This window comes from Klebsiella sp. CN_Kp106, from assembly GCF_040064575.1.
In the GTDB taxonomy this organism is placed as follows: domain Bacteria; phylum Pseudomonadota; class Gammaproteobacteria; order Enterobacterales; family Enterobacteriaceae; genus Klebsiella; species Klebsiella michiganensis.
This window is the reverse complement of sequence record NZ_JBEAIG010000068.1, coordinates 216807-240169: the sequence shown is the minus strand read 5'-3', so window position 1 is coordinate 240169 and position 23363 is coordinate 216807. Positions and strand designations below refer to the sequence as shown.

The following is a 23363-nucleotide window of genomic DNA, read 5'->3' as shown; positions in this document are numbered from 1 at the left end:
TTTCGTTTGATACCCACAGAATTAATGTCAAATTAATGCCAAAGCAATGAGGGCGAATGCTGTGAAAAGGCTATTTACGCATGGTCTTAATTGACTAAAGGTTAAATTTAATACCTGTTCTCAATTCATCATTAATGATGAATTCATGTAATGAATTGACAAGTGAAATAATGGGGGCATTGACTCAGCCAATGCCCACCGTTTGCAAAACCACCAGGCTTAATCCCATCACTGACATCCCGCACAGCACGCCATAGCTCGGGTTGCTTTGCGGATCGAGCTCTTTCGCCAGCGGCATAAGCTCATCAACCGACAGCGCAATCATGATTCCGGCAACCGCGGCCATAACGGCACCCATCATCACCGGGGATATCGCACTGCCCAGCACCAGCCAGGCCAGCACGCCGCCGAAGATTTCCGCCATGCCGGAAAGACCCGCCCAGAACACCGCTTTACTTCTGGAGCCCGTAGCGGCATATACCGGTCCGGCTACCGCCAGTCCTTCCGGGATGTTGTGTAGCGCAACGGCTAACGCGACCCCCATGCCCAGCTCGAGATTATTGCTGGCCGTCACGAAGGTCGCAATGCCCTCGGGGAAGTTATGCAGGCTGATGCCTAAGGTCAGTAAAATCGCCGTACGGCGCAGGTTACGCGGGCGGGAAATGCCGGGAGACATCAGATCCTGCGGGTGGGCGTGAGGCAGCATGCGGTCAAGCGCAAAGTAGCCCAGAAGGCCGATAATAAACATGCCGTAGCCGAGCAGGGGGGACATGCCTTCGGTAGCCAGCGCGGCGGGCAGCATCTCCATCAACGAAATCAGCAGCATGATCCCGGCGGCGAATCCCAGCGAGAACCCCAGTAAGCGATTCGAGGGTTTCTGCCCGATAACGCCGAAAATGGCGCCAATAAAGGTAGCGCTCCCTGCCAGCAGGGTCAAAATGACGGGTGAGGACAACATTCACCTCCTTATGAAAATGATTCTTATTAAGAGTATCGTGATCCATTGACGATCGCGAGCGCGCGGATTCACTCTTTACCGCCGCTTACATTCAAATTTTCTGACGATCATCATCATGCTTATCTGAGTTTATCCTCCATAGAAAGAGCGTAATGTAAATACATCAACTTTCTTAATAAAGGATATCACTATGTCCCGTACCCGCATGCCCGCGCTGTTTTTAGGTCACGGTAGCCCGATGAACGTGCTGGAAGATAACATCTATACTCGCGCCTGGCGGCATCTGGGCGAGACGCTGGCGCGGCCTAAAGCCATTGTGGTGATCTCCGCGCACTGGTTCACTCGCGGTACAGGAGTGACCGCGATGGAGGCGCCGAAAACGATTCATGATTTTGGCGGTTTTCCCCAGGTGCTCTACGATACGCATTATCCGGCGCCGGGTTCGCCTGAGCTGGCCCAGCGTCTGGTCGAGCTGCTGGCGCCGGTGCCGGTGACGCTGGATAAAGAAGCCTGGGGCTTTGACCATGGTTCCTGGGGCGTGTTGATTAAAATGTATCCCGATGCTGATATTCCGATGGTACAGCTGAGTATTGATAGTACGAAGCCCGCGGCATGGCATTTCGAAATGGGGCGTAAGCTGGCTCAGCTGCGCGATGAGGGCATTATGCTGGTGGCAAGCGGCAACGTGGTGCATAACCTGCGTACCGCACGCTGGCACGGCGAAAATACACCTTATCCCTGGGCGGCGTCGTTTAATGACTACGTGAAGGCGAACCTGGACTGGAAAGGTCCCGTAGCGGAACATCCGCTGGTGAATTACCTGGCGCATGAAGGCGGATCGTTATCGAACCCGACGGCCGATCACTTTCTGCCGCTGTTGTACGTGCTGGGCGCCTGGGACGGTGAAGAGCCGATTACGATCCCGGTTGAAGGAATGGAAATGGGCTCCCTGAGCATGCTGTCGGTGGTCATTGGCGCCTGAAAATAGATAAACCCCGGCAGTAAACAATGCCGCCGGGGTTTGCTGTTACTCGACGAAAATGTGCGGATAAAAGCGCGACAGATCCTGAGTGATCAGCGCCCGGTCTTCGCGAATGCCAATTCCCGCCGGCTGGTCGTTAATCAGCCAGCTGCCGATGAGCGTGTAGCTGTCGCCAAACTTCGGCAACGGATAGAACGCCTGGACGATGGTGCCCTCTTCACCGTACGGCCCTTCTACCGCCTCCAGCACTTTGCCATTCTCCACTATAGAGACGTTAGCGCCTTCGCGGGAGAAGATCGGTTTGATAACGTACTTCTCCAGCTCCGGATGCGCATCTTCGCTGAAATAAGCGGCCAGCAGGTTCGGATGGTTGGGGAACATCTCCCACAGCAGCGGCAGCAGCGCTTTGTTGGAGATAATGCTCTTCCACGCCGGCTCCAGCCAGCGCACGCCTGCATCTTCCAGCTTGGTGGAGAACACCTCGCGCAGCATGTACTCCCATGGATAGAGCTTGAACAGATTACCAATCACCTGATCCTGCAGGTCGGTAAACTGGCCTTTTTCGCCGAGACCAATATCTTCGATGTAGAGGAACTCGGTCGCCACGCCCGCTTCTGCGGCGCAGTCCTGTAAATATTGCACGGTACCGCGGTCTTCAACGGTATCGCGACAGCAGGCCATATGCAGCAGCTGGAAGCCGAACTGCTCGCGCAGCTCGCCAAAGCGATCGATCAGCTTCTCCTGCAGGCTGTTGAACTGATCGCTGCCTGCCGGCAGCTGACCGGCGTTCAGCTGATCTTCCATCCAGATCCACTGGAAGAATGCCGCTTCATAGAGAGACGTCGGCGTATCGGCGTTGTTCTCCAGCAGCTTCGGCTCACCCACGCCGTCCCACGCGAGATCGAGACGCGAATACAGCGAGGGCTGATGGGTTTTCCACGACTGGCGTACGAAGCCCCAGGTGTGTTTGGGGATGCGAAATTTGGCCATTAACTCATCGCTGGCGATGACTTTTTCCACCGCCTGCAGACACATCTGATGCAGCTCAGCGGTGACCTCTTCAAGCTTTTCAACCTGCGCCAGCGTCAGTTTGTAATAGGCTTCTTCGCTCCAGTATGGCTCGCCGTACATGGTGTGAAAGTTAAAGCCATATTCTGTCGCCTTTTCGCGCCAGTCCGGGCGCTCGGTAATGCTGATTCTTTCCATGTCGCTTAGCCGCCCATTGAGCGTGAAGAAGAGGAGCTTGCTGAGCTACGCTGCATGGTTGATTGCTTAGCGACCGAGTCGCCAAACCCGCCGCGCGTCACGGTGCTGGTGGTGGCTGGTTTTGGCGCCATCGCAGTTTTCGGCACGGTCATGGTACGGCCCGGCTGCGCTGCGCCGTAGCTCTTACCGCCCGCGTCGGTGTATTTACCATAGGCCGGGCTGGCCGGGTTTTTTGAGCTGAACAGCGGCTGCTGAGCGCCCATTCCGCCGCCCATCATCCGGCCCATCATGTAGCCCGCCATCAGCGGCATCCAGAAGCTGCCGCTGCTTTGCGCCTGGGCCTGGTTTTCCGGAGCCATGCCTGCCTGAGCCGGCGCCTGCTGGCACTGACCTTCACCGAATTCGGCGACGCAATCTTCACGAGAGGCGTATTTTGGCGCGGTACGTTCTGCTTCTTTGAGTGCGTTGTTGTAAGCGGTGGTGCACTCTGCGGATTTGCTCGGGTTAGCGGCAGAGCAGTCATCGGCGTTTTGATACAGAGAAACCGTTTCATCGCTTTGTTCACAGCCGGCGAGCATAAATACCGCCGTCACGGCGAGCGCAACGGGAGTTAAATGACGAGCGCTCCAGCTTTTGCGGAAGGAGGCGTGTTTAATATTTTTTGTCCGTTTCATGTTTGTCTTCCTGGACCCAGTGGTATGCGTTTTGTTAACGCTCAGGATAGAGGATGAGTGGTGGAAAATGAAGCGAATAGGGGCGGAAAGCGGGGGATCTTTACGTTGCCTTACGTTTAACGCTTCGCTTACCCGCGGGGTAAGCGAAGCGTGGAGTGCGCAAGCTTAATTACTGGCGGAACGGATTGCTGCCGCTGGTGCTGCGTGCGGAAGCCGGTTTTGCCGCGGCGGTGTTGCTGTAGCCGTCAGCGCTGGCATCCTGCTGCGGATTTTCCGGCGCGACGCTGTCAGGCGAGGTCGGAATCGCTTTACCCAGCGTGTTGTTCAGCGCAACCAGGTCCTGCTCGTTCAGCGTACCGAGCGCGGACTTGATGTTCAGCTCGTTAATCAGGTAGTTATAACGCGCGTTGGACAGCTGCTGTTTTGCGTTATACAGCGTGGTGGTCGCGTCCAGGACATCGACGATAGTACGCGTACCCACTGAATAACCGGCTTCCATGGCATCCAGTGAACTTTGGGCAGACACCACGGCCTGTTTGTAGGCATTGATGCTGCTGATGGACGCGTTCACGTTGTTAAAAGAGGAACGAACGGTCTGCACAACGCTACGATGCGCGCTTTCCAGCTGCTCGCTGGCGCCGACAAAGTTGTACTGCGCCTGTTTAACCTGGGAGTTCACCATCCCGCCCTGATACAGCGGCAGGGAGAAGTTCAGGCCGATTTGGTTCTGCCCGATATCTCTGTCCTGCGTGGTGTTTTTAGAACCACTGTAGCTGTTATTAGATACGCTACTGGACGCGTTTAAATTCAGGGTCGGCAGATGCCCATCCTGCGCCTGGCGAATTTGCTCGCGCGCCAGGTCCTGGCTGAGTCGGGCCTGCAGCAGCGACAGGTTGCGGTTTTCCGCTTCTTTCAACAGCGCGTTCACCGCCGATGGTTTAGTGGTTTTAAAACCATCAACGTTCAGCGAGGCCAGCTCCGGATAGTAGTTGCCGGTCACCTGACGCAGCCCTTCTACGGCGTTATCAAGGTCGTTGCGCGCGGTGACTTCATTCGCCAGCACGGCATCGTACTGCGAACGGGCGTTCTGTACGTCAGTAATCGCAACCAGGCCAACGTTAAAGCGCTGGGTGGTCTGATCTAACTGGCGGTAAATAGCCTGTTTCTGCGCTTCGGTATAGGAGAGCGTATCGATCGCGGCCAGCACTTTAAAATAGGCCGTCGCGGTGTTCAGAATCAGCGTTTGCTGATCCGTCTGATAGGTGACGTCCTGAATGCCGGCGTTCTTTTCCTGCAGCGTCAGCGCACGCCATTTCGACATATCAAACAGAACCTGCGTGAGCTGCAGCGATCCGCTGGTGACGTCGGAATTCTGGTCTTTAGCATCACGGAAGCCGCTGGTATAGGTATAATCTGCACCCAGACCGAGCTGTGGCAATAACGGGCTACGCGCTTCGTTGATCTTCTCGAATGCGGCATCACGATCGGCTGCTGATTTACGCAGATCAGGGTTGCTGACACGCGCCTGCTGATAAACCTGCAGCAGGTTTTCAGCCTGGCTCATGGCGCTGAAGCCAGTCAGGCCCAGGCCGATAAGGATGGGAAAGAGTTTCTTCATTTGCATTCCTTGTTGTGAAGCATTTAGCGCTACTCAAATTCTAAAAATAATCACTGATTGTATAGAGTCTGTTACCGTAAAAAGTTGGCGTTATGTGCCATGGGGCGGTAATTTGCACCAATCTAGCATACGAGCCGTAAAACGGTAGCCACACCGCCTATAAATTCATAACTTCATGTTCTACAGGATATCGAAATGAGCGACGTCAATCAGCAGGGGATTACCTTCTCTAAAAACGATGTAGAAATTATTGCACGCGAAACGCTTTATCGCGGTTTTTTTTCGCTCGATTTATATCGTTTTCGCCATCGCCTGTTTAACGGCGGGATGAGCGGCGAAGTGACCCGCGAAATTTTTGAGCGCGGCCACGCCGCAGTCTTGCTACCCTTTGACCCGGTACGCGATGAAGTTGTGCTCGTCGAGCAGATCCGTATTGCGGCGTATGATACCAGCGCGAGCCCGTGGCTGCTCGAAATGGTCGCCGGTATGATAGAAGAAGGCGAATCTCCTGAAGATGTCGCCCGTCGTGAAGCGGTGGAAGAGGCCGGGCTTATTGTTGGCCGGGTTAAACCGGTCCTGAGCTACCTGGCCAGCCCCGGCGGCACCAGCGAAAGGCTGTCTATTATGGTGGGTGAAGTCGATGCAACGACGGCAAAAGGAATTCATGGACTGGCCGACGAAAACGAGGATATTCGCGTTCATGTGGTGAGCCGGGAACAGGCTTACAGATGGGTGGAAGAGGGGAAAATCGACAACGCAGCCTCTGTCATCGCGCTGCAATGGCTGCAACTGCATTATCACAATTTACGAAACGAGTGGACAAAATGAAGCGTTATACGCCTGACTTTCCTGAAATGATGCGCCTGTGTGAAACCAACTTTGCCCAGCTGCGCCGCCTGTTGCCGCGAACGGATGCAGCGGGAGAAAAGGTGAGTTACCAGGTGGGCAACGCGCAATACCGATTAACCATCGTCGAATCGACCCGCTACACTACGTTAGTGGCGATTGAACAGACTCTGCCTGCGGTGAGCTACTGGAGTCTGCCGTCAATGACGGTACGGCTCTATCACGATGCAATGGTCGCTGAAGTGTGTTCAAGTCAGCAGATCTTTCGCTTTAAAGCGCGGTATGATTATCCTAATAAAAAGTTGCATCAACGCGACGAAAAGCATCAAATTAATCAGTTTCTGGCCGATTGGCTGCGATACTGTTTTGCACATGGAGCGATGGCGATTCCGGTTTGTTAGCGTCGTGAAACCTAAGGACACCATTTGGAAAGCCTGTTAAACCTACCTTTGGCTGGTGAGGCCAGAGTCAGGATATTACAAATTACCGATACTCACCTGTTTGCTGAAAAACATGAAACGCTGTTAGGTATCAATACCTGGGAAAGCTATCAGGCCGTACTGGATGCGATCCGCGCCTCACAGCGAGAGTGCGACCTGATCGTTGCTACAGGCGATTTGGCGCAAGATCACTCTGCCGCGGCCTACCAGCATTTTGCTGAAGGCATCGCGAGTTTTACTGCACCCTGCGTCTGGCTACCGGGTAATCATGATTTTCAACCGGCAATGTACAGCACGCTGCAGGAATCCGGCATCTCTCCCGCTAAACGCGTATTGCTGGGCGACCACTGGCAAGTATTGCTGATGGATAGCCAGGTGTTCGGCGTGCCGCACGGCGAGCTGAGCGATTTCCAGCTGGAATGGCTTGAGCAGAAGCTGACCGAAGTTCCGCAGCGCTATACGCTGCTGCTGTTGCACCATCATCCCATGCCGTCAGGCTGTAGCTGGCTGGATCAGCATAGCCTGCGCAATGCCGGGGCGCTTGATTGCGCGCTGGCCGCTTTTCCGCGCGTTAAGCATCTGCTCTGCGGCCATATTCACCAGGAGCTGGATCTTGACTGGAACGGACGGCGCATGATGGCCACGCCATCCACCTGCGTGCAGTTTAAGCCGCACTGCGCGAACTTCACGCTCGATACCGTCTCCCCAGGCTGGCGCTGGCTGGAACTGCATCCTGACGGCACATTGACCACTGAAGTTTGCCGCCTCGAAGGCGTGAAATTTCACCCGGATATCGCTTCAGAAGGATACTGATGTCTACGCTTCTCTATCTGCATGGTTTTAACAGCTCGCCTCGGTCGGCAAAAGCGACTGCGCTGAAAGCGTGGCTGGCGCAGACCTATCCTGACATCTCGATGGTGATACCGGAGCTCCCGGTTTATCCCGCGCAGGCGGCTGAGCATCTGGAGTCTATCGTGCTGGAGCATGGCGGTGAACCGCTGGGCGTTGTCGGGTCGTCGCTGGGGGGATATTACGCGACCTGGCTATCGCAGTGCTTTATGCTGCCCGCCGTGGTAGTGAACCCCGCGGTGCGCCCGTTTGAGCTGTTGAACAATTTCCTTGGCCCCAATGAGAATCCATACACGGGGCAGCAATATGTGCTAGAGTCTCGCCATATTTACGATCTCAAGGTCATGCAAATTGACCCGCTGGAAGCGCCGGATTTAATCTGGTTATTGCAGCAAACGGGTGATGAAGTGCTTGATTACCGCCAGGCCGTGGATTATTTCGCCTCCTGCCGACAAACGGTAGAGGAGGGCGGTAATCACGCATTTGTTGGCTTTGAAGATCATTTCACTCAGATTATCGATTTTCTGGGCCTGCGCTGAGCGGTTCGGAACGACCTACGAATACACACCATGACGCAATCTTCATATAACGCTGATGCCATTGAGGTACTCACCGGGCTAGAGCCGGTTCGCCGCCGTCCGGGAATGTACACTGATACCACACGTCCAAACCATCTTGGTCAGGAAGTTATTGATAACAGCGTGGATGAGGCCCTGGCCGGTCACGCGAAACGCGTGGAGGTGATTCTCCATGCCGATCAGTCGCTGGAAGTCATCGACGATGGACGCGGAATGCCGGTGGATATCCACCCTGAAGAGGGGGTTCCGGCAGTTGAACTGATTCTTTGCCGCCTGCACGCCGGGGGGAAGTTCTCCAATAAGAACTACCAGTTCTCAGGCGGCCTGCACGGCGTAGGGATTTCGGTGGTCAACGCCTTATCGAAACGCGTTGAGGTGAACGTGCGCCGCGACGGCCAGGTCTACAGCATCGCGTTTGAAAACGGCGATAAAGTAGAAGATCTCCACGTGACGGGTACCTGCGGTAAGCGCAATACCGGGACCAGCGTGCACTTCTGGCCGGACGAAAGCTTTTTCGATAGCCCGCGTTTTTCCGTCTCGCGCCTTTCTCATTTATTAAAGGCCAAGGCCGTTCTCTGCCCGGGCGTAGAGATTGTTTTCCGCGATCTGGTTAACGACAGCGAACAGCGCTGGTGCTACGCCGATGGTCTGACCGACTATCTTAGCGAAGCGGTTAACGGCCTGCCGCTGCTGCCGGAAAAACCGTTCGTCGGCACCTTCTCCGGCGATACCGAAGCGGTCGACTGGGCGCTGCTGTGGCTGCCGGAAGGCGGTGAACTGCTGACCGAAAGCTACGTCAACCTGATCCCGACGATGCAGGGCGGTACCCACGTTAACGGCCTGCGCCAGGGGCTGCTGGACGCCATGCGCGAGTTCTGCGAATACCGCAATATTCTGCCGCGCGGCGTGAAGCTGTCGGCGGAAGATATCTGGGAGCGCTGCGCCTACGTCCTGTCCGTGAAGATGCAGGACCCGCAGTTTGCCGGGCAAACGAAAGAGCGCCTCTCTTCACGTCAGTGCGCCGCGTTTGTTTCCGGGGTGGTCAAAGATGCCTTCAGCCTGTGGCTGAACCAGAACGTTCAGTCGGCAGAGCTGCTGGCGGAAATGGCGATCTCCAGCGCCCAGCGTCGCCTGCGCGCGGCGAAGAAAGTGGTGCGTAAAAAGCTGACCAGCGGTCCGGCGCTGCCCGGTAAGCTGGCGGACTGTACCGCCCAGGATTTGAACCGAACCGAACTGTTCCTTGTGGAAGGGGATTCGGCGGGCGGATCGGCCAAGCAGGCGCGCGATCGCGAGTATCAGGCGATCATGCCGCTGAAAGGTAAAATCCTGAACACCTGGGAAGTCTCTTCCGATGAGGTGCTGGCTTCCCAGGAAGTGCATGATATTTCCGTCGCCATCGGTATCGACCCGGATAGTGACGACCTGAGCCAGCTGCGCTACGGCAAGATTTGTATTCTGGCGGATGCCGACTCCGACGGCCTGCACATCGCGACGCTGCTGTGCGCGCTGTTTGTCAGGCACTTCCGCACGCTGGTTAAGCAGGGTCACGTCTACGTGGCGCTGCCGCCCCTGTACCGTATCGACCTCGGCAAAGAGGTGTATTACGCGCTTACAGAAGAAGAGAAAACCGGCGTGCTGGAGCAGCTTAAGCGCAAGAAAGGCAAGCCGAACGTGCAGCGCTTTAAAGGGCTGGGTGAGATGAACCCGATGCAGCTGCGCGAGACCACGCTGGATCCGAATACCCGCCGTCTGGTACAGCTGATTATCAACGATGAAGACGAGCAGCAGACGACCGCCATGATGGATATGCTGTTAGCGAAGAAGCGTTCTGAAGATCGGCGTAACTGGCTGCAGGAGAAGGGCGATCTGGCGGAGCTGGACGGATAATAAAAAATCGGCCGGGAAACCGGCCGATGTCGTTTGCTTGCTTAAATACCCGCTTCAAGAATACGAATATTCATTTCCAGTACGTCGCCTTTCACGGCTTCGCCGTAGGCTTTCATGTGCGGCGTCTGCAGGTGCGCTTCAAGATGCGCGACGCTTTCCCACTGCTCGACCATCACGATAGAATCCGGTGAAGTAGTCTGAAAACTGACGCCAGCGGCGTGATCCACCAGCGGCGCATAGCCGTGGCAGCCTTCTTCCTGGAGAACGGTCGGGGTAATTTTTGCGAACTGATCCAGCACCGCCTGACGATGGTGTTGGCCCGGACGAGTGCGAATTTCAGCGATCACTGTCAACATGGTTAACTCAACTCCTTCTGTATATTCTCATCATACTTCAAGCCGCCGCTAAAATGAGCCGTGCTTGTCGTCTTTTCATAACTCACTACAGTTAACCAAAAATTTCCGCCAGATGCTTGCGATATTCTGCCGTATAACGCGGAACATCGGGCATTTTGATCACATCGTTGGCGATGAAGGTGGGCAGGGCGCTCATCCCAAGGAACTGGTTGGCCTTATGGAATGGCAGGTACACCCCGTCGACGCCAACGCCGTGGAAGAACTGATCTTTCTCGGTGAACGCTTCCATCGGCGCGTTCCAGGTCAGGGACAGCATATATTTTTTCCCCTGAATCAGGCCGCCGGAACCATATTTCTTACTGGCGTCGGAGCGGGTGCGGCCATCGCTGGCATACAGCGCGCCGTGACCTTCGGTAAAGACATCATCAATGTACTTTTTCACCGTCCACGGTGCGCCCATCCACCAGCCCGGCATCTGCCAGATAACCACGTCTGCCCAGAGAAAATTCTGCACTTCTTCTTTGATGTCGTAGTCGCTCTCGGCGCGGACGACCTTAACATCATGCCCGGCGTCGCGCAGATAACCATCCGCGACCTCGGTCAGGGTGTCGTTCAGCTGGCCGTTAGAGTGGGCGAATTTTTTCGCACCGTTAATAATCAGGATGTTGCTCATTTTTTATCCTCAACTTTTCAATTTTGAGGCTAATTTTACCCCGCAGGGCAAAGCGGTAAAATGAGCAAAATGTGCAAAGTCTTTTGCTTTTTTAGCAATAATGCCGCTACCAGCGAATGCGCGCCTCGAATCCGCCGTCCCGGGCGTTGTCGAAGCTAGCCGTCATCCCGTGCAGCGCGGCGATGCGTTTGACGATGGAGAGCCCAAGGCCGCTACCGGGCTGTTCCTGGCCGGGAGGGCGATAAAAGCGCTCGCCGATGCGCGTCAGGGCCTCTGCGCTGATGCCCGGGCCGTTGTCGCGTACGCGAAATTCACCCGCATCAAGGATGATGTCGACCTGGCGTCCGGCGGCGCTATAGCGCACGGCGTTATCCAGAAGATTGCGCACCAGCAGGCTCAGCAGCAGCGGCTGGCCGGTGCGCGTGATGTTTTTCGCGTTCAGGTGCAGGCGTAGCTCAACGCCAGCCTGCTGGGCGGGGTGGTACATCTCCATGACCGCCGACTGCAGCAGTTCATCAAGGGCGATAGTCTGGAGATCGTCCAGCAGCGCCAGCGAATCCAGACGCGACAGGGTGAGCAGCTGGTCGACCAGGCGAGTGGCGCGATCGATCCCCTGGTGAAGCTGCGCCAGCGCTTTATCCAGCCCTTGCGGATCGTCCGTTGAGAGCTGAGCCACTTCGGTCTGCACCTTCAGCGCCGCCAGCGGGCTGCGCAGCTCGTGGGCGGCATCGGACGTGAAGCGACGCTCGCGGATCATGGTGTCATGCGTCCGGGTAAAGAGCCGATTTAGCGCGTCGACCAGCGGGCGAACTTCGCTGGGCACGTTCTCGCTATTTAGCGTTTCGGCGGAGTCCGGCGCCCGGGCGCGCAGCGTGGTGGCCAGCTTTTTCAGCGGCGCCAGCTCCCGGCTCAACAGCACGATGAGCAGCAAAAACATCAGCGGCAGCGCAACCAGCCAGGGCGTAAGCTGGGAGGTGACGATATCCAGCGCCATCTCGCGGCGGTAATCCCACTCCTGACCGACGGCGATACGATGGCGACCGTCGCGGGTGGTAAGCCACAGGAAGCGCCACTCGTCATCGTCGCCGCGCAGGTAGCCATCGCTGAACCCCTCCCGATGGTTACCCCACTGGATATCCTGGCCATTTTCGCCATCGTTAAGCACCATTTTGCCGTCGGCGGTAAAGATAGCGAAAGCCAGCGCATCGTCATCGAGATGGCCATGTTTGACCTTTTTCTGCTCCCGTACCTGCGGAGCGAGGGTATGGAGTTCGTCAACATTCATCGCGCTCAGGCGGCGGGCGAACAGCAGCTGCTGGGTATCGAACAGCTTATCCAGTTTGTCGGCGGTTTGTTGCCAGGCCACAAGGCTGGCAATGCCCCAGGCGGCGCTGGTCAGCAGCAGGAAAAGCAGCGTCAGGCGGACGCGCAGGCTCAGTCTACCCAGTCGTTTCATGCATCCCCCAGGGTATAGCCGATGCCGTGCACGGTGCGAATGAAGCCGCTGCCGAGCTTACGGCGCAGATGATGGACGTGCACTTCTACCGCGTTACTGGAGACATCGTCATCCCAGCTATAGAGCTTTTCCTCAATCAGCTTACGCGGCAGCACGCGTCCGGCGTTGCGCATCAGGAGTTCCAGCAGAGCAAACTCCTTTGGCTTGAGCGGCAGGCTCTCGCCGTTTAGCGTGGTCGTGAGTCGGCCTGGATCGAGAACAACATTGCCGTGCCGCAGCTCGCTGCTGCTGTGGCCGTGGGCGCGACGCATCAGCGCTTCCAGACGCGCGGCGACTTCAACCAGTGCGAAAGGTTTGCAGAGGTAGTCATCGGCGCCGAGACGTAACCCTTCAACGCGCTGGCTGAGCGCGTCGCGGGCGGTGAGGATCAGTACCGGTTCGTGGCGGCCTTTGTCGCGCCATTCGCGCAGAATATCCAGCCCATCGATGCCGGGCAGGGTCAGGTCCAGAATAATGGCGTCGTAAGGGGCGTGGTACAGCGCGGCTTTGCCCTCTTCGCCGCGGGTAAACCAGTCGACGCTGAAGCCCAGCTTGGTCAGTCCGGTTTTAAGGCCGTCGCCGATCAGTTTGTCGTCTTCCACCAGTAAAATGCGCATTTTCTGCTCCTGTGTCCCTCGGATATTCCCGCAGTAAAGCGCGTTGCGGCGCGCGCTGTACAGGAATAAAATTTATTTTTTCCGCTTAAGAAGTCGTTAAGTTTTGCCCGGTGTAATAGTGACGATATAAACACAAAGGGAGAACACATCATGAAGAAAATCGCCGCAATGACCGCTATCATCGCCTTAGTTTCCATGCCGGTACTGGCCGCCGGGCAGGGCGGATTTTCCGGACCCGGCTCGACGCAAACCAGCCAGACGACCACGCAAAACGGCGGGTTCATTGGCCCGAACGGGAGCGTAACGACGGTTGCGAATGCGAAAAGCCTGCGTGACGATACCTGGGTGACCCTGCGCGGTAAAATCGTGGAGCGTATTTCCGACGACCTGTATAAATTCCAGGACAGCTCCGGCACCGTGAACGTCGATATCGATCACAAGCGCTGGAACGGCGTGACCGTGACCCCGCAGGATACGGTAGAGATTCAGGGTGAAGTGGATAAAGACTGGAACTCAGTGGAAATCGACGTAAAGCAGATTCGTAAAATCACGCCATAATTTTCTTATCATCTTAAGCAAGATCGGTCAGGAACCGCACTCCTCGCTCTGTCAGAGTATGTTTCCGGGAGGATGCGATGAACGATACTCAGGTAAGCCCGGCCTTTGCCGGGCGTTTTCAGCAAGTGTGCTTGTACATTGAACGCCATCTGGACACGCCGCTGTCGCTGGAGACGCTTAGTGCGATAGCCCACAGCTCGCCGTATCATTTTCACCGGCAATTCAGCGCCTATAGCGGGGTACCGCTCTATCGCTATATCCAGTGGCTACGTCTGCGTCGCGCCTGTTGGCGACTGGCGTTTAATCCACAGGAAAAGATTATCGATATTGCCCTTGATGCGGGGTTCCAGAATCCTGAGTCGTTCAGCCGTGCCTTCCGCAGCGCTTTCGCGCAAAGCCCCAGCCAGTTCCGTCAACAGCCGGACTGGCTGGAATGGCATCGACGCGTGCCGAAACATACGCTACAGGAGCAACACCCGATGGATGTTAAAATAATCCAGCTACCTACCACTCAGATCGCGAGGCTGCGGCATCGCGGCAACCCTGATTTAGTCAATGAGACCGCCGCGAAGTTTATCGCCTGGCGCAAGGTGAGCGGTCTGTCCCCGGTCGCCAGCTGCGCAACCTGGGGAATCTCCTGGGACGACCCCGCGGCCACGCCGGCTGACGATTTTCGTTTCGATATTGGCGGTACGGTCAGCCAGCCGGTGCCGGAAAACAGCTTCGGCGTGGTGAATGGCGAGATCCCCGGCGGACGTTGCGCAGTGGTGCGTCATCACGGATCTCTGGACACGCTCGCGCAGAGCATCTGGTTTCTTTATCGCGACTGGCTGCCCGCATCGGGAGAGTCGCTGCGCGATTTCCCTGTTTTCTTTCGCTACCTCACTTTCGTGCATGAAGTCGGTGAGCATGAGCTGCAGACGGACGTTTATCTTCCGCTGAAATGAAGGATGTCCACTGAATTCCTCAACCAGCCTAACGCCCTGTGACTCAGGGCGTCAGATAGGGTATTATCGCCGGTAGTTTTGCCGTCCGAACGGCCGGTACGCAGATTGAGGATTCACGATTAATGAGCGATATGGCAGAGCGCCTTGCGCTGCATGAATTTACGGAAAACGCCTACCTGAACTACTCCATGTACGTCATCATGGACAGGGCGCTGCCGTTTATTGGCGATGGCCTGAAGCCGGTCCAGCGTCGCATCGTCTATGCGATGTCTGAGCTGGGTCTCAACGCCAGCGCCAAGTTCAAAAAGTCCGCCCGCACCGTCGGCGACGTGCTGGGTAAATACCATCCGCACGGCGATAGCGCCTGCTATGAAGCCATGGTGCTGATGGCGCAACCCTTCTCTTACCGCTATCCGCTGGTTGATGGTCAAGGGAACTGGGGGGCACCGGACGATCCTAAATCCTTCGCCGCGATGCGTTATACCGAATCCCGTTTGTCGAAGTATGCTGAACTGCTGCTGAGCGAACTGGGGCAGGGCACCGTTGACTGGGTACCGAACTTCGACGGCACTTTGCAGGAGCCGAAGATGCTGCCTGCGCGCTTGCCTAATATTCTGCTCAACGGCACTACCGGCATTGCCGTCGGCATGGCGACGGATATTCCGCCGCACAACCTGCGTGAAGTCGCTCAGGCGGCCATTACCCTGATTGAAAAACCGCAGACCTCGCTGGACGATCTGCTGGATATCGTACAGGGGCCGGATTACCCGACCGAAGCGGAAATCATCACCCCCCGCGCGGAGATCCGCAAAATCTACCAGAACGGCCGCGGTTCGGTGCGGATGCGCGCGGTGTGGACGAAAGAAGACGGCGCGGTGGTGATCAGCGCGCTGCCGCATCAGGTTTCCGGCGCCCGCGTGCTCGAGCAGATCGCCGCCCAGATGCGCAACAAAAAGCTGCCGATGGTGGATGACCTGCGCGACGAATCGGATCACGAAAACCCGACTCGCCTGGTGATCGTCCCGCGCTCTAACCGCGTGGATATGGAGCAGGTGATGAACCACCTGTTCGCGACGACCGATCTGGAAAAGAGCTATCGTATCAACCTGAATATGATCGGGCTCGATAACCGTCCGGCGGTAAAAAATCTGCTGGAAATCCTCTCGGAATGGCTGACTTTCCGCCGCGATACCGTGCGCCGTCGTCTCAGCTACCGTCTGGAAAAAGTCCTTAAGCGCCTGCATATCCTGGAAGGTTTGCTGGTGGCGTTTCTGAATATCGATGAAGTTATCGAAATTATCCGTCACGAAGATGAGCCTAAGCCGGCCCTGATGTCGCGCTTTGGCATCAGCGAAACTCAGGCGGAAGCGATTCTGGAATTAAAACTGCGCCATCTCGCCCGGCTGGAAGAGATGAAGATTCGCGGTGAGCAGAACGAGCTGGAGAAAGAGCGCGACCATCTGCAGGCCATTCTGGCGTCTGAACGCAAAATGAATAACCTGCTGAAGAAAGAGCTGCAGGCCGACGCCGACGCCTTTGGCGACGATCGCCGTTCGCCGCTGCGCGAGCGTGAAGAAGCGAAAGCGATGAGCGAGCACGATATGCTGCCGTCCGAGCCGGTCACCATCGTTCTGTCGCAGAGCGGCTGGGTGCGCAGCGCCAAAGGCCACGATATCGACGCGCCGGGGTTGAACTATAAAGCGGGCGACAGTTTTAAAGCCGCAGTGAAAGGGAAGAGCAATCAGCCGGTGGTCTTTATTGACACCACCGGGCGTAGCTACGCGATTGACCCTATCACCCTGCCGTCCGCACGCGGACAGGGCGAGCCGCTCACCGGTAAGCTGACCCTGCCGCCGGGGGCGACGGTAGAACATATGCTGATGGAGGCCGATGACCAAAAACTGCTGCTGGCTTCCGACGCAGGATACGGGTTTATTTGTACTTTCAACGATCTGGTCGCGCGCAATCGTGCCGGTAAGACGTTGATTAGCCTTCCGGATAACGCGCACGTAATGCCGCCGCTGGTGATTGAGGATGAGTCCGATATGCTGCTGGCCATTACCGCAGCCGGCCGCATGCTGATGTTCCCGGTGAGCGACCTGCCGCAGCTGTCGAAAGGCAAAGGTAACAAGATCATCAGTATTCCGTCGGCGGAAGCGGCTGCGGGCCAGGATGGCCTGGCGCACCTGTTCGTTCTGCCGCCGCAAAGTACGCTGACGATTCACGTCGGCAAACGGAAAATCAAACTACGCCCGGAAGAGCTGCAAAAAGTCACCGGCGAGCGCGGCCGCCGCGGCTCTCTGATGCGCGGACTACAGAAAATTGACCGGGTGGAGATTGATTCACCGCGTCGCGCCTCCGCGGGCGATAGCGAAGAGTAGGAACATCCTCCCCCGCGGTTCGGCGGGGGAGGTTAATATTTACCGCAAAATCGTTGTTTATTCAGGCATTGCGATGAACAATATCCGCCAGCGTCATTCGAGATGCGCAACGCGCTTTGCAATGATGCCCGATGCCTGCAATCTGCGAAACAGCGAGTATAATTCTAAGCGGTTTGGGTTTCAGAGGTAGCTATGCTATTTATTTTTCGACTAATTATCGTTGTCATCTATTGTATTCTGGTCTGCATCTTCGGCTGTATTTATTGTCTGTTCAGCCCGCGTAACCCTAAGCACGTCGCCACCTTCGGCCACCTGTTTGGCAAACTGTCGCCGGTCTTCGGCCTGAAAGTCGAGCTGCGCAAGCCAGCCGACGCGGAAAGCTACGGCAACGCTATCTATATCGCTAACCACCAGAATAACTATGATATGGTGACGGCATCAAATATCGTGCAGCCGCCGACCGTGACCGTGGGTAAAAAGAGCCTGGCGTGGATCCCCTTTTTCGGCCAGCTCTACTGGCTGACGGGGAACCTGCTGATCGATCGCAATAACCGGGCAAAGGCGCATGGCACTATTGCCGAAGTCGTGAACGCATTTAAAAAGCGCAATATCTCTTTTTGGATGTTTCCGGAAGGGACCCGCAGCCGCGGCCGCGGTTTGCTGCCTTTTAAAACCGGCGCTTTTCATGCTGCTGTCGCGGCTGGCGTGCCCATTATTCCGGTGTGCGTGTCTAATACATCGAATAAAATTAATCTCAATCGCCTGAATAACGGTCTGGTGATTGTAGAAATGCTGCCGCCGGTAGATACCAGCCAGTATGGAAAAGAGGGCGTTCGCGCGCTGGCCACGCACTGCCGCGAGCTGATGTCCGCGAAAATCGCTGAGCTGGATAAAGAAGTTGCCGAACGCGAAGCGGCCGCAAAGAAATAACACAGGAAACGCCGCAAACAGCGCGCGGATTGCTGGCGGGAAACGAATTCCCTTATTAATTAGTCAGTATTTCATGGAGTTAATATGTCACTCAGTCGGCGTCAGTTCATTAAGGCTTCAGGCGTAGCGCTGTGCGCGGGCGCCGCGCCGCTGAAGGCACAGGCCGCTGGCCAGCAGCCTGCGCTGCCGATCCCCCCTCTGCTGGAGTCCCGCCGCGGGCAGCCGCTATTCTTGACGCTACAGCGCGCGCACTGGTCGTTTACGCCCGGTACCCGCGCCTCGGTGTGGGGGATTAACGGTCGCTATATGGGGCCAACCATTCGCGTCTGGAACGGCGACGATGTCAAGCTGATCTACAGCAACCGCCTGACGGAAAACGTGGCGATGACTATCCGTGGTCTGCAGGTCCCCGGTCCGCTGATCGGCGGCGCCGCGCGCATGATGTCCGCTAACGCCGACTGGGCGCCGGTACTGCCAATCCGCCAAAGCGCGGCGACCCTGTGGTATCAGGCCAACACCCCAAACCATATGGCAAAACAGGTCTATAACGGCCTGGCCGGCATGTGGCTGGTGGAAGATGATGTCAGTAAGAATCTGCCGATCCCCAATCACTACGGCGTGGATGATTTTCCGGTGATTATTCAGGACAAGCGTCTGGATAACTTCGGTACGCCTGAATACAGCGAGCCCGGTAGCGGTGGTTTCGTGGGCGATACGCTGCTGGTGAACGGCGTACAGGGGCCTTTCGTTGAGGTGTCGCGCGGCTGGGTGCGCCTGCGCCTGCTGAATGCGTCCAACTCCCGTCGCTATCAGCTGCAGATGAGCGATGGCCGATTGCTGCACGTGATTTCCGGTGACCAGGGGCTCCTGCCCGCGCCGGTTTCGCTGAAGCAGCTGTCGCTGGCGCCGGGCGAGCGTCGAGAAATTCTGGTCGATATGACCAACGGCGATGAAGTGTCGATCACCTGCGGGGAAGCGGCAAGCATCGTCGATCGTATTCGCGGCTTCTTCGAGCCGTCGAGCATTCTGATCTCCACGCTGATTCTGACATTGCGCCCGACGGGCCTGCTGCCGCTGGTGACCGATAGTCTGCCCGTGCGTTTGCTGCCGACGGAAATTCTGGCCGGCGCGGCGATTCGCAGCCGTGAGATCACCCTTGGCGACGATCCGGGGATCAACGGTCAGCTGTGGGATCCGCAGCGTATCGATATTACGGCGCAGCAGGGCACCTGGGAGCGCTGGATTGTGCGCGCCGACCGGCCGCAGTCGTTCCATATTGAAGGCGTCATGTTCCAGGTGCGTAACGTCAACGGCTCCGCGCCGTTCCCGGAAGATCGCGGCTGGAAGGATACCGTCTGGATCGACGGGCAGGTTGAACTGTTGGTCTATTACAATCAGCCCTCCTGGCCGCACTTCCCGTTCCAGTATTTAAGCCAGACGCTGGAGCTTGCCGACCGGGGCTCCATTGGCCAGATTCTGGTGAATCCGGCGCCGTAATTTATTCTGTCCCGGTTCCATGCGGCCGGGATTGGAAAAACCTCCTTCATTTCTTCCATCGTTCCGGCTTATAATCGCCGCCCTTTTTGATTATTTTTTTATCATTTCCCCGGAAGCAATATGAGCGCAATATCCCTGATCCAACCGGATCGTGACCTTTTCTCCTGGCCGCAGTACTGGGCCGCCTGCTTTGGCCCCGCGCCGTTCTTGCCGATGTCGCGAGAAGAGATGGATCAACTTGGCTGGGATAGCTGCGACATCATTCTGGTTACCGGCGATGCCTATGTCGATCACCCGAGCTTCGGCATGGCGATTTGCGGACGCATGCTGGAAGCGCAAGGGTTTCGCGTGGGGATTATTTCCCAGCCGGACTGGAATAATAAAAACGATTTTATGCGCCTGGGTAAACCGAATCTGTTCTTCGGCGTCACCGCCGGCAACATGGATTCGATGATCAACCGCTACACCGCCGACCGCAAGCTGCGTCATGACGATGCCTACACGGCGGGTAACGTTGCCGGTAAACGCCCGGATCGCGCCACGCTGGTCTATACCCAGCGCTGTAAAGAAGCCTGGAAAGATGTCCCGGTGATCCTCGGCGGTATCGAAGCCAGCCTGCGCCGTACCGCGCATTACGACTACTGGTCTGATACCGTGCGTCGCTCGGTTCTGGTGGACTCCAAAGCCGATATGCTGATGTTCGGCAACGGCGAGCGTCCGCTGGTGGAAGTGGCGCACCGTCTGGCCGCCGGCGAGCCCATCGGGCAAATTCGTGACGTACGCAACACCGCCATCATGGTGAAAGAGGCGCTGCCGGGCTGGAGCGGAGTGGATTCCACGCGTCTGGATACGCCGGGGAAAATCGACCCGATTCCGCATCCGTACGGTGAAGATTTGCCGTGCGCGGATAACAAAACCGTCGCGCCGCCAAAACAGGAAGCGAAGCGCGTTACCGTGCAGCCCCCGCGTCCGAAGCCGTGGGAGAAGACCTACGTCCTGCTGCCTTCCTTTGAGAAGGTGAAAGGCGACAAGGTTCTCTACGCGCACGCGTCGCGTATTCTGCACCATGAAACCAACCCCGGCTGCGCCCGCGCGCTGATGCAGAAGCACGGCGAGCGCTATATCTGGGTTAACCCGCCCGCAATCCCGCTCTCCACCGAAGAGATGGATAGCGTGTTTGCCCTGCCGTATAAGCGCGTTCCGCATCCCTCATACGGCGATGCCCGCATTCCGGCCTACGAGATGATCCGCTTCTCGATTAACATTATGCGCGGCTGTTTTGGCGGCTGTTCCTTCTGCTCAATTACCGAGCATGAGGGGCGTATCATTCAGAGCCGTTCCGAAGATTCGATCATCAATGAAATCGAAGCGATTCGCGACACGGTTCCCGGTTTTACCGGCATTATTTCCGATCTTGGCGGCCCAACGGCCAACATGTATATGCTGCGCTGCAAGTCGCCGCGCGCCGAGCAGACCTGCCGCCGCCTGTCATGCGTTTATCCGGATATCTGCCCGCATATGGACACTAACCATGAGCCGACGATTAATCTCTATCGCCGCGCCCGTGACCTGAAAGGCATCAAAAAGATCCTCATCGCTTCCGGCGTACGTTACGACATCGCCGTTGAAGACCCGCGCTATATCAAAGAGCTGGCTACCCACCACGTTGGCGGCTATCTGAAGATTGCCCCGGAGCATACGGAAGAGGGACCGCTGTCGAAAATGATGAAGCCGGGTATGGGCAGCTACGATCGCTTTAAGCAGCTGTTTGATACCTATTCGAAGCAGGCCGGTAAAGAGCAGTATCTGATCCCATACTTTATTTCCGCCCACCCCGGCACGCGGGATGAAGATATGGTGAATCTGGCGCTGTGGCTTAAACAGCATCGTTTCCGCCTGGATCAGGTGCAGAACTTCTATCCGTCGCCGCTGGCGAACTCGACCACCATGTATTACACCGGCAAGAACCCGCTGGGTAAGATTGGCTATAAGAGTGAGGATGTGGTGGTGCCGAAGGGTGACAAACAGCGCCGCCTGCACAAGGCGCTGCTGCGCTATCACGATCCGGCCAACTGGCCGCTGATCCGCCAGGCGCTGGAAACCATGGGTAAAAAGCACCTGATCGGCAGCCGTCGCGATTGCCTGGTACCGGCGCCGACGATCGACGAAATGCGCGAAGCGCGTCGCCAGAACCGCCATACCCGTCCGGCGCTGACCAAGCATACGCCGATTGTGCACCAGCGCTCGAACGGCGGGGCGACGGCGAAGAAGCCCGTAAAACGCGGTAAGGTCGCCGGTCGTTAATTCGGCTGCCTGCCCGCTGGCGCTTCTGTATGACCGGGCCTGATAATTCCGGGCCCGGTCAGCAGCTTGCCAAACGGCAAAGCAAATTCTATGGCTAGGCTTCTCTGATTCTGGCCGCCAGCGCCGCCAGCTTTTCATCATCCGCCCGCTCATGATCGTGGGAGGAGAGATAGCCTTCATATTGCGCAAAAAACTTAGTCTGACGCGACTCGATAGGCCGCCATTGGGTCATATCCCCGGTGCCGTGCATCGGGCTGAGTTTGCTGTGGACATGATCAACGCCATAGCCTTCAAAAAACATCCCCGTACGGCCCACGTCATCAAAGGCTTTATCCAGAAGCTTCGCCACCTTCTGCGTCGCCAGCACCAGATCGGCCAATGCCTGCGGCGGCATATCAAACGCATAGCTGGGGTAGTGCTTCTTCGGGATCACGACCGTAAAACCGTCGGTATTAGGGAAAATAGAGAGAAAGGCGAGGTGGTGTTCATCTTCCCACACCTTATGGCAGGGGGCTTTCCCCTCAACAATTTGGCAGAAAATACAGCTCATCAGCACGCATCCATTTGATTGCAATAAACCCTGAATGTACGTGGTTTTAGCCAGATAGCAAAGCGATGCTCCGCCGGAAGCCGACGGAGCAGGAAAGGTTAACCGCCGAACTGATCCGGGTCTGGCCCCAGGCGTTTGTTCTGGTCCAGTTTAGTGATTTCACTCAATTCATCTTTATCAAGACGGAAGTCCCAGACGTTAAAATTCTCGGCAATGCGCGATGGCGTCACCGATTTCGGGATCACCACCAGGCCGCTGTCGAGATGCCAGCGGATAACGATCTGCGCCGGGGTTTTACCGTATTTATCCGCCAGTTGACGAATAATTTTCTGATCGAATACCCCTTCGCCGCCCTGCGCAAGCGGGCTCCAGGACTCGGTCTGGATCTTATGCGTCGCATTCCAGGCGTGAAGCTGGCGCTGCTGCATCAGCGGGTGAAGTTCAATCTGGTTTATCACCGGAGCGACGCCGGTTTCATCGATGATTTTTTGCAGATGATGAACCTGGAAATTACAGACGCCGATGCTTTTTGCCAGCCCCTGCCGCTGTAGCTCAATTAAGCTTTTCCAGGCGTCGACGTAATGGTTAGTTGCCGGAACCGGCCAGTGAATGAGGTATAAGTCGACGTAGTCGAGCTTCAGTTTTTTAAGGCTTTCCTGCAGCGCTTCTTTGGGCTGTTTTTGATCGTCATTCCACAGTTTCGTGGTGACGAACAGCTCATCGCGGGCGACGCCTGCGCTGCTTAACGCATTGCCGACGCCGGTTTCATTCTGGTACACGGCGGCGGTGTCAAACGAGCGATAACCGACTTCCAGCGCCTTATGAATGGCGGAGACGACTTCCTCGTTGCCTGCTTTCCACACGCCGAGCCCCAGCTGCGGCATCAGGTTGCCGTCGTGTAGTTTTATAACGGTTGGATGTGTCATGCCTTCCTCCTGTTAATGAACTCAGCGGAATAAATTCCGCCGAGGGGTAGCATTAAGTCTGGACGAAATAGCTAAAAACGGTAGTTAAACT

General features: G+C 56.6%; 21 protein-coding genes and 1 pseudogene. 12 read left to right on the top strand and 10 right to left on the bottom strand.

The annotated features are described in order from the left end of the window. Nucleotides 1-184 precede the first annotated feature (184 nt). Nucleotides 185-955, bottom strand: a complete 771-nt coding sequence (zupT, locus tag ABLU96_RS23265; protein WP_025105919.1) for a zinc transporter ZupT — start codon at nt 953-955, stop codon at nt 185-187. A 193-nt stretch (nt 956-1148) separates the two neighbouring features. Between zupT and ygiD the strand changes: the two genes are divergently transcribed. Next, nucleotides 1149-1940, top strand: a complete 792-nt coding sequence (gene ygiD / locus ABLU96_RS23260) for a 4,5-DOPA dioxygenase extradiol (RefSeq protein ID WP_064404261.1) — start codon at nt 1149-1151, stop codon at nt 1938-1940. Between the two features lie 45 nt (nt 1941-1985). On the opposite strand, the gene ABLU96_RS23255 is transcribed toward ygiD, so the two are convergent. The 3 genes from ABLU96_RS23255 to tolC all read right to left on the bottom strand — a co-directional run bounded on the left by ABLU96_RS23255 (nt 1986) and on the right by tolC (nt 5438). Continuing rightward, the gene (locus tag ABLU96_RS23255; RefSeq protein ID WP_025105920.1) at nt 1986-3146 is read right to left on the bottom strand and encodes a glutathionylspermidine synthase family protein; all 1161 of its coding nucleotides are present in this window, start codon (nt 3144-3146) and stop codon (nt 1986-1988) included. 5 nt (nt 3147-3151) lie between these two features. Further along, nucleotides 3152-3820 (bottom strand): DUF1190 family protein, encoded by a 669-nt coding sequence (locus ABLU96_RS23250; RefSeq protein ID WP_004125303.1) that lies wholly within the window; start codon nt 3818-3820, stop codon nt 3152-3154. Between the two features lie 169 nt (nt 3821-3989). Further along, complete coding sequence (gene tolC / locus ABLU96_RS23245) at nt 3990-5438, bottom strand: outer membrane channel protein TolC (RefSeq protein ID WP_004854252.1); 1449 nt, start codon at nt 5436-5438, stop codon at nt 3990-3992. 195 nt (nt 5439-5633) lie between these two features. Between tolC and nudF the strand changes: the two genes are divergently transcribed. Genes nudF through parE form a run of 5 tightly spaced genes read left to right on the top strand, consistent with a single transcriptional unit; the run spans nt 5634 to nt 10038 of the window. Continuing rightward, nucleotides 5634-6266 carry an ADP-ribose diphosphatase gene (nudF, locus tag ABLU96_RS23240; protein ID WP_004854249.1) on the top strand — a complete coding sequence of 211 codons (633 nt, stop codon included), beginning with the start codon at nt 5634-5636 and terminating at the stop codon, nt 6264-6266. Beyond that, nucleotides 6263-6685, top strand: coding sequence for a DUF1249 family protein (locus ABLU96_RS23235; RefSeq protein WP_064404257.1), 423 nt, complete (start codon nt 6263-6265; stop codon nt 6683-6685). The genes nudF and ABLU96_RS23235 overlap by 4 nt, the downstream gene beginning before the upstream one ends. 24 nt (nt 6686-6709) lie before the next feature. After that, nucleotides 6710-7537: a 3',5'-cyclic-AMP phosphodiesterase gene (cpdA, locus tag ABLU96_RS23230; protein WP_025105921.1), complete on the top strand. Its 828-nt coding sequence runs from the start codon at nt 6710-6712 to the stop codon at nt 7535-7537. Next, a complete protein-coding gene (yqiA, locus tag ABLU96_RS23225) occupies nt 7537-8112 on the top strand; it encodes an esterase YqiA (protein ID WP_004854243.1) in 576 nt (191 codons plus the stop codon). Before cpdA ends, yqiA begins: the two co-directional genes overlap by 1 nt. Nucleotides 8113-8142: 30 nt before the next feature. Then, on the top strand, nt 8143-10038 hold the full coding sequence (gene parE / locus ABLU96_RS23220; protein ID WP_004854242.1) for a DNA topoisomerase IV subunit B: 1896 nt from the start codon (nt 8143-8145) through the stop codon (nt 10036-10038). A gap of 41 nt (nt 10039-10079) precedes the next feature. Here parE and ABLU96_RS23215 read toward each other — a convergent pair whose 3' ends face one another. The 4 genes from ABLU96_RS23215 to qseB all read right to left on the bottom strand — a co-directional run bounded on the left by ABLU96_RS23215 (nt 10080) and on the right by qseB (nt 13179). Continuing rightward, nucleotides 10080-10394 carry a putative quinol monooxygenase gene (locus tag ABLU96_RS23215; RefSeq protein ID WP_004125281.1) on the bottom strand — a complete coding sequence of 105 codons (315 nt, stop codon included), beginning with the start codon at nt 10392-10394 and terminating at the stop codon, nt 10080-10082. Nucleotides 10395-10485: 91 nt separating this feature from the next. Further along, on the bottom strand, nt 10486-11067 hold the full coding sequence (locus ABLU96_RS23210) for an NAD(P)H-dependent oxidoreductase (protein WP_014226872.1): 582 nt from the start codon (nt 11065-11067) through the stop codon (nt 10486-10488). A gap of 106 nt (nt 11068-11173) precedes the next feature. Beyond that, nucleotides 11174-12523: a quorum sensing histidine kinase QseC gene (gene qseC, locus ABLU96_RS23205; protein WP_064404255.1), complete on the bottom strand. Its 1350-nt coding sequence runs from the start codon at nt 12521-12523 to the stop codon at nt 11174-11176. Beyond that, a complete protein-coding gene (qseB, locus tag ABLU96_RS23200; protein ID WP_014226870.1) occupies nt 12520-13179 on the bottom strand; it encodes a quorum sensing response regulator transcription factor QseB in 660 nt (219 codons plus the stop codon). Before qseB ends, qseC begins: the two co-directional genes overlap by 4 nt. Before the next feature lie 150 nt (nt 13180-13329). Between qseB and ABLU96_RS23195 the strand changes: the two genes are divergently transcribed. The 6 genes and pseudogenes from ABLU96_RS23195 to ABLU96_RS23170 all read left to right on the top strand — a co-directional run. Beyond that, on the top strand, nt 13330-13737 hold the full coding sequence (locus ABLU96_RS23195) for a YgiW/YdeI family stress tolerance OB fold protein (protein ID WP_014839568.1): 408 nt from the start codon (nt 13330-13332) through the stop codon (nt 13735-13737). Between the two features lie 77 nt (nt 13738-13814). Further along, on the top strand, nt 13815-14684 hold the full coding sequence (locus ABLU96_RS23190; protein WP_009651841.1) for an AraC family transcriptional regulator: 870 nt from the start codon (nt 13815-13817) through the stop codon (nt 14682-14684). A gap of 122 nt (nt 14685-14806) precedes the next feature. Beyond that, nucleotides 14807-17065 carry a DNA topoisomerase IV subunit A gene (gene parC, locus ABLU96_RS23185; RefSeq protein ID WP_025105924.1) on the top strand — a complete coding sequence of 753 codons (2259 nt, stop codon included), beginning with the start codon at nt 14807-14809 and terminating at the stop codon, nt 17063-17065. 192 nt (nt 17066-17257) lie between these two features. After that, complete coding sequence (plsC, locus tag ABLU96_RS23180) at nt 17258-17995, top strand: 1-acylglycerol-3-phosphate O-acyltransferase (protein WP_004125254.1); 738 nt, start codon at nt 17258-17260, stop codon at nt 17993-17995. An 84-nt stretch (nt 17996-18079) separates the two neighbouring features. After that, nucleotides 18080-19492, top strand: a complete 1413-nt coding sequence (ftsP, locus tag ABLU96_RS23175) for a cell division protein FtsP (RefSeq protein ID WP_004854230.1) — start codon at nt 18080-18082, stop codon at nt 19490-19492. A gap of 30 nt (nt 19493-19522) precedes the next feature. Beyond that, nucleotides 19523-21736 (top strand): annotated as a pseudogene (locus ABLU96_RS23170) (YgiQ family radical SAM protein); the annotation flags it as partial. A gap of 154 nt (nt 21737-21890) precedes the next feature. Here the strand turns inward: ABLU96_RS23170 and ABLU96_RS23165 are convergent. Together ABLU96_RS23165 and dkgA are read right to left on the bottom strand one after the other, a co-directional pair. Then, nucleotides 21891-22346 (bottom strand): HIT family protein, encoded by a 456-nt coding sequence (locus ABLU96_RS23165; protein WP_025105926.1) that lies wholly within the window; start codon nt 22344-22346, stop codon nt 21891-21893. Between the two features lie 98 nt (nt 22347-22444). Next, complete coding sequence (gene dkgA, locus ABLU96_RS23160; RefSeq protein ID WP_046877669.1) at nt 22445-23272, bottom strand: 2,5-didehydrogluconate reductase DkgA; 828 nt, start codon at nt 23270-23272, stop codon at nt 22445-22447. Nucleotides 23273-23363 lie beyond the last annotated feature (91 nt).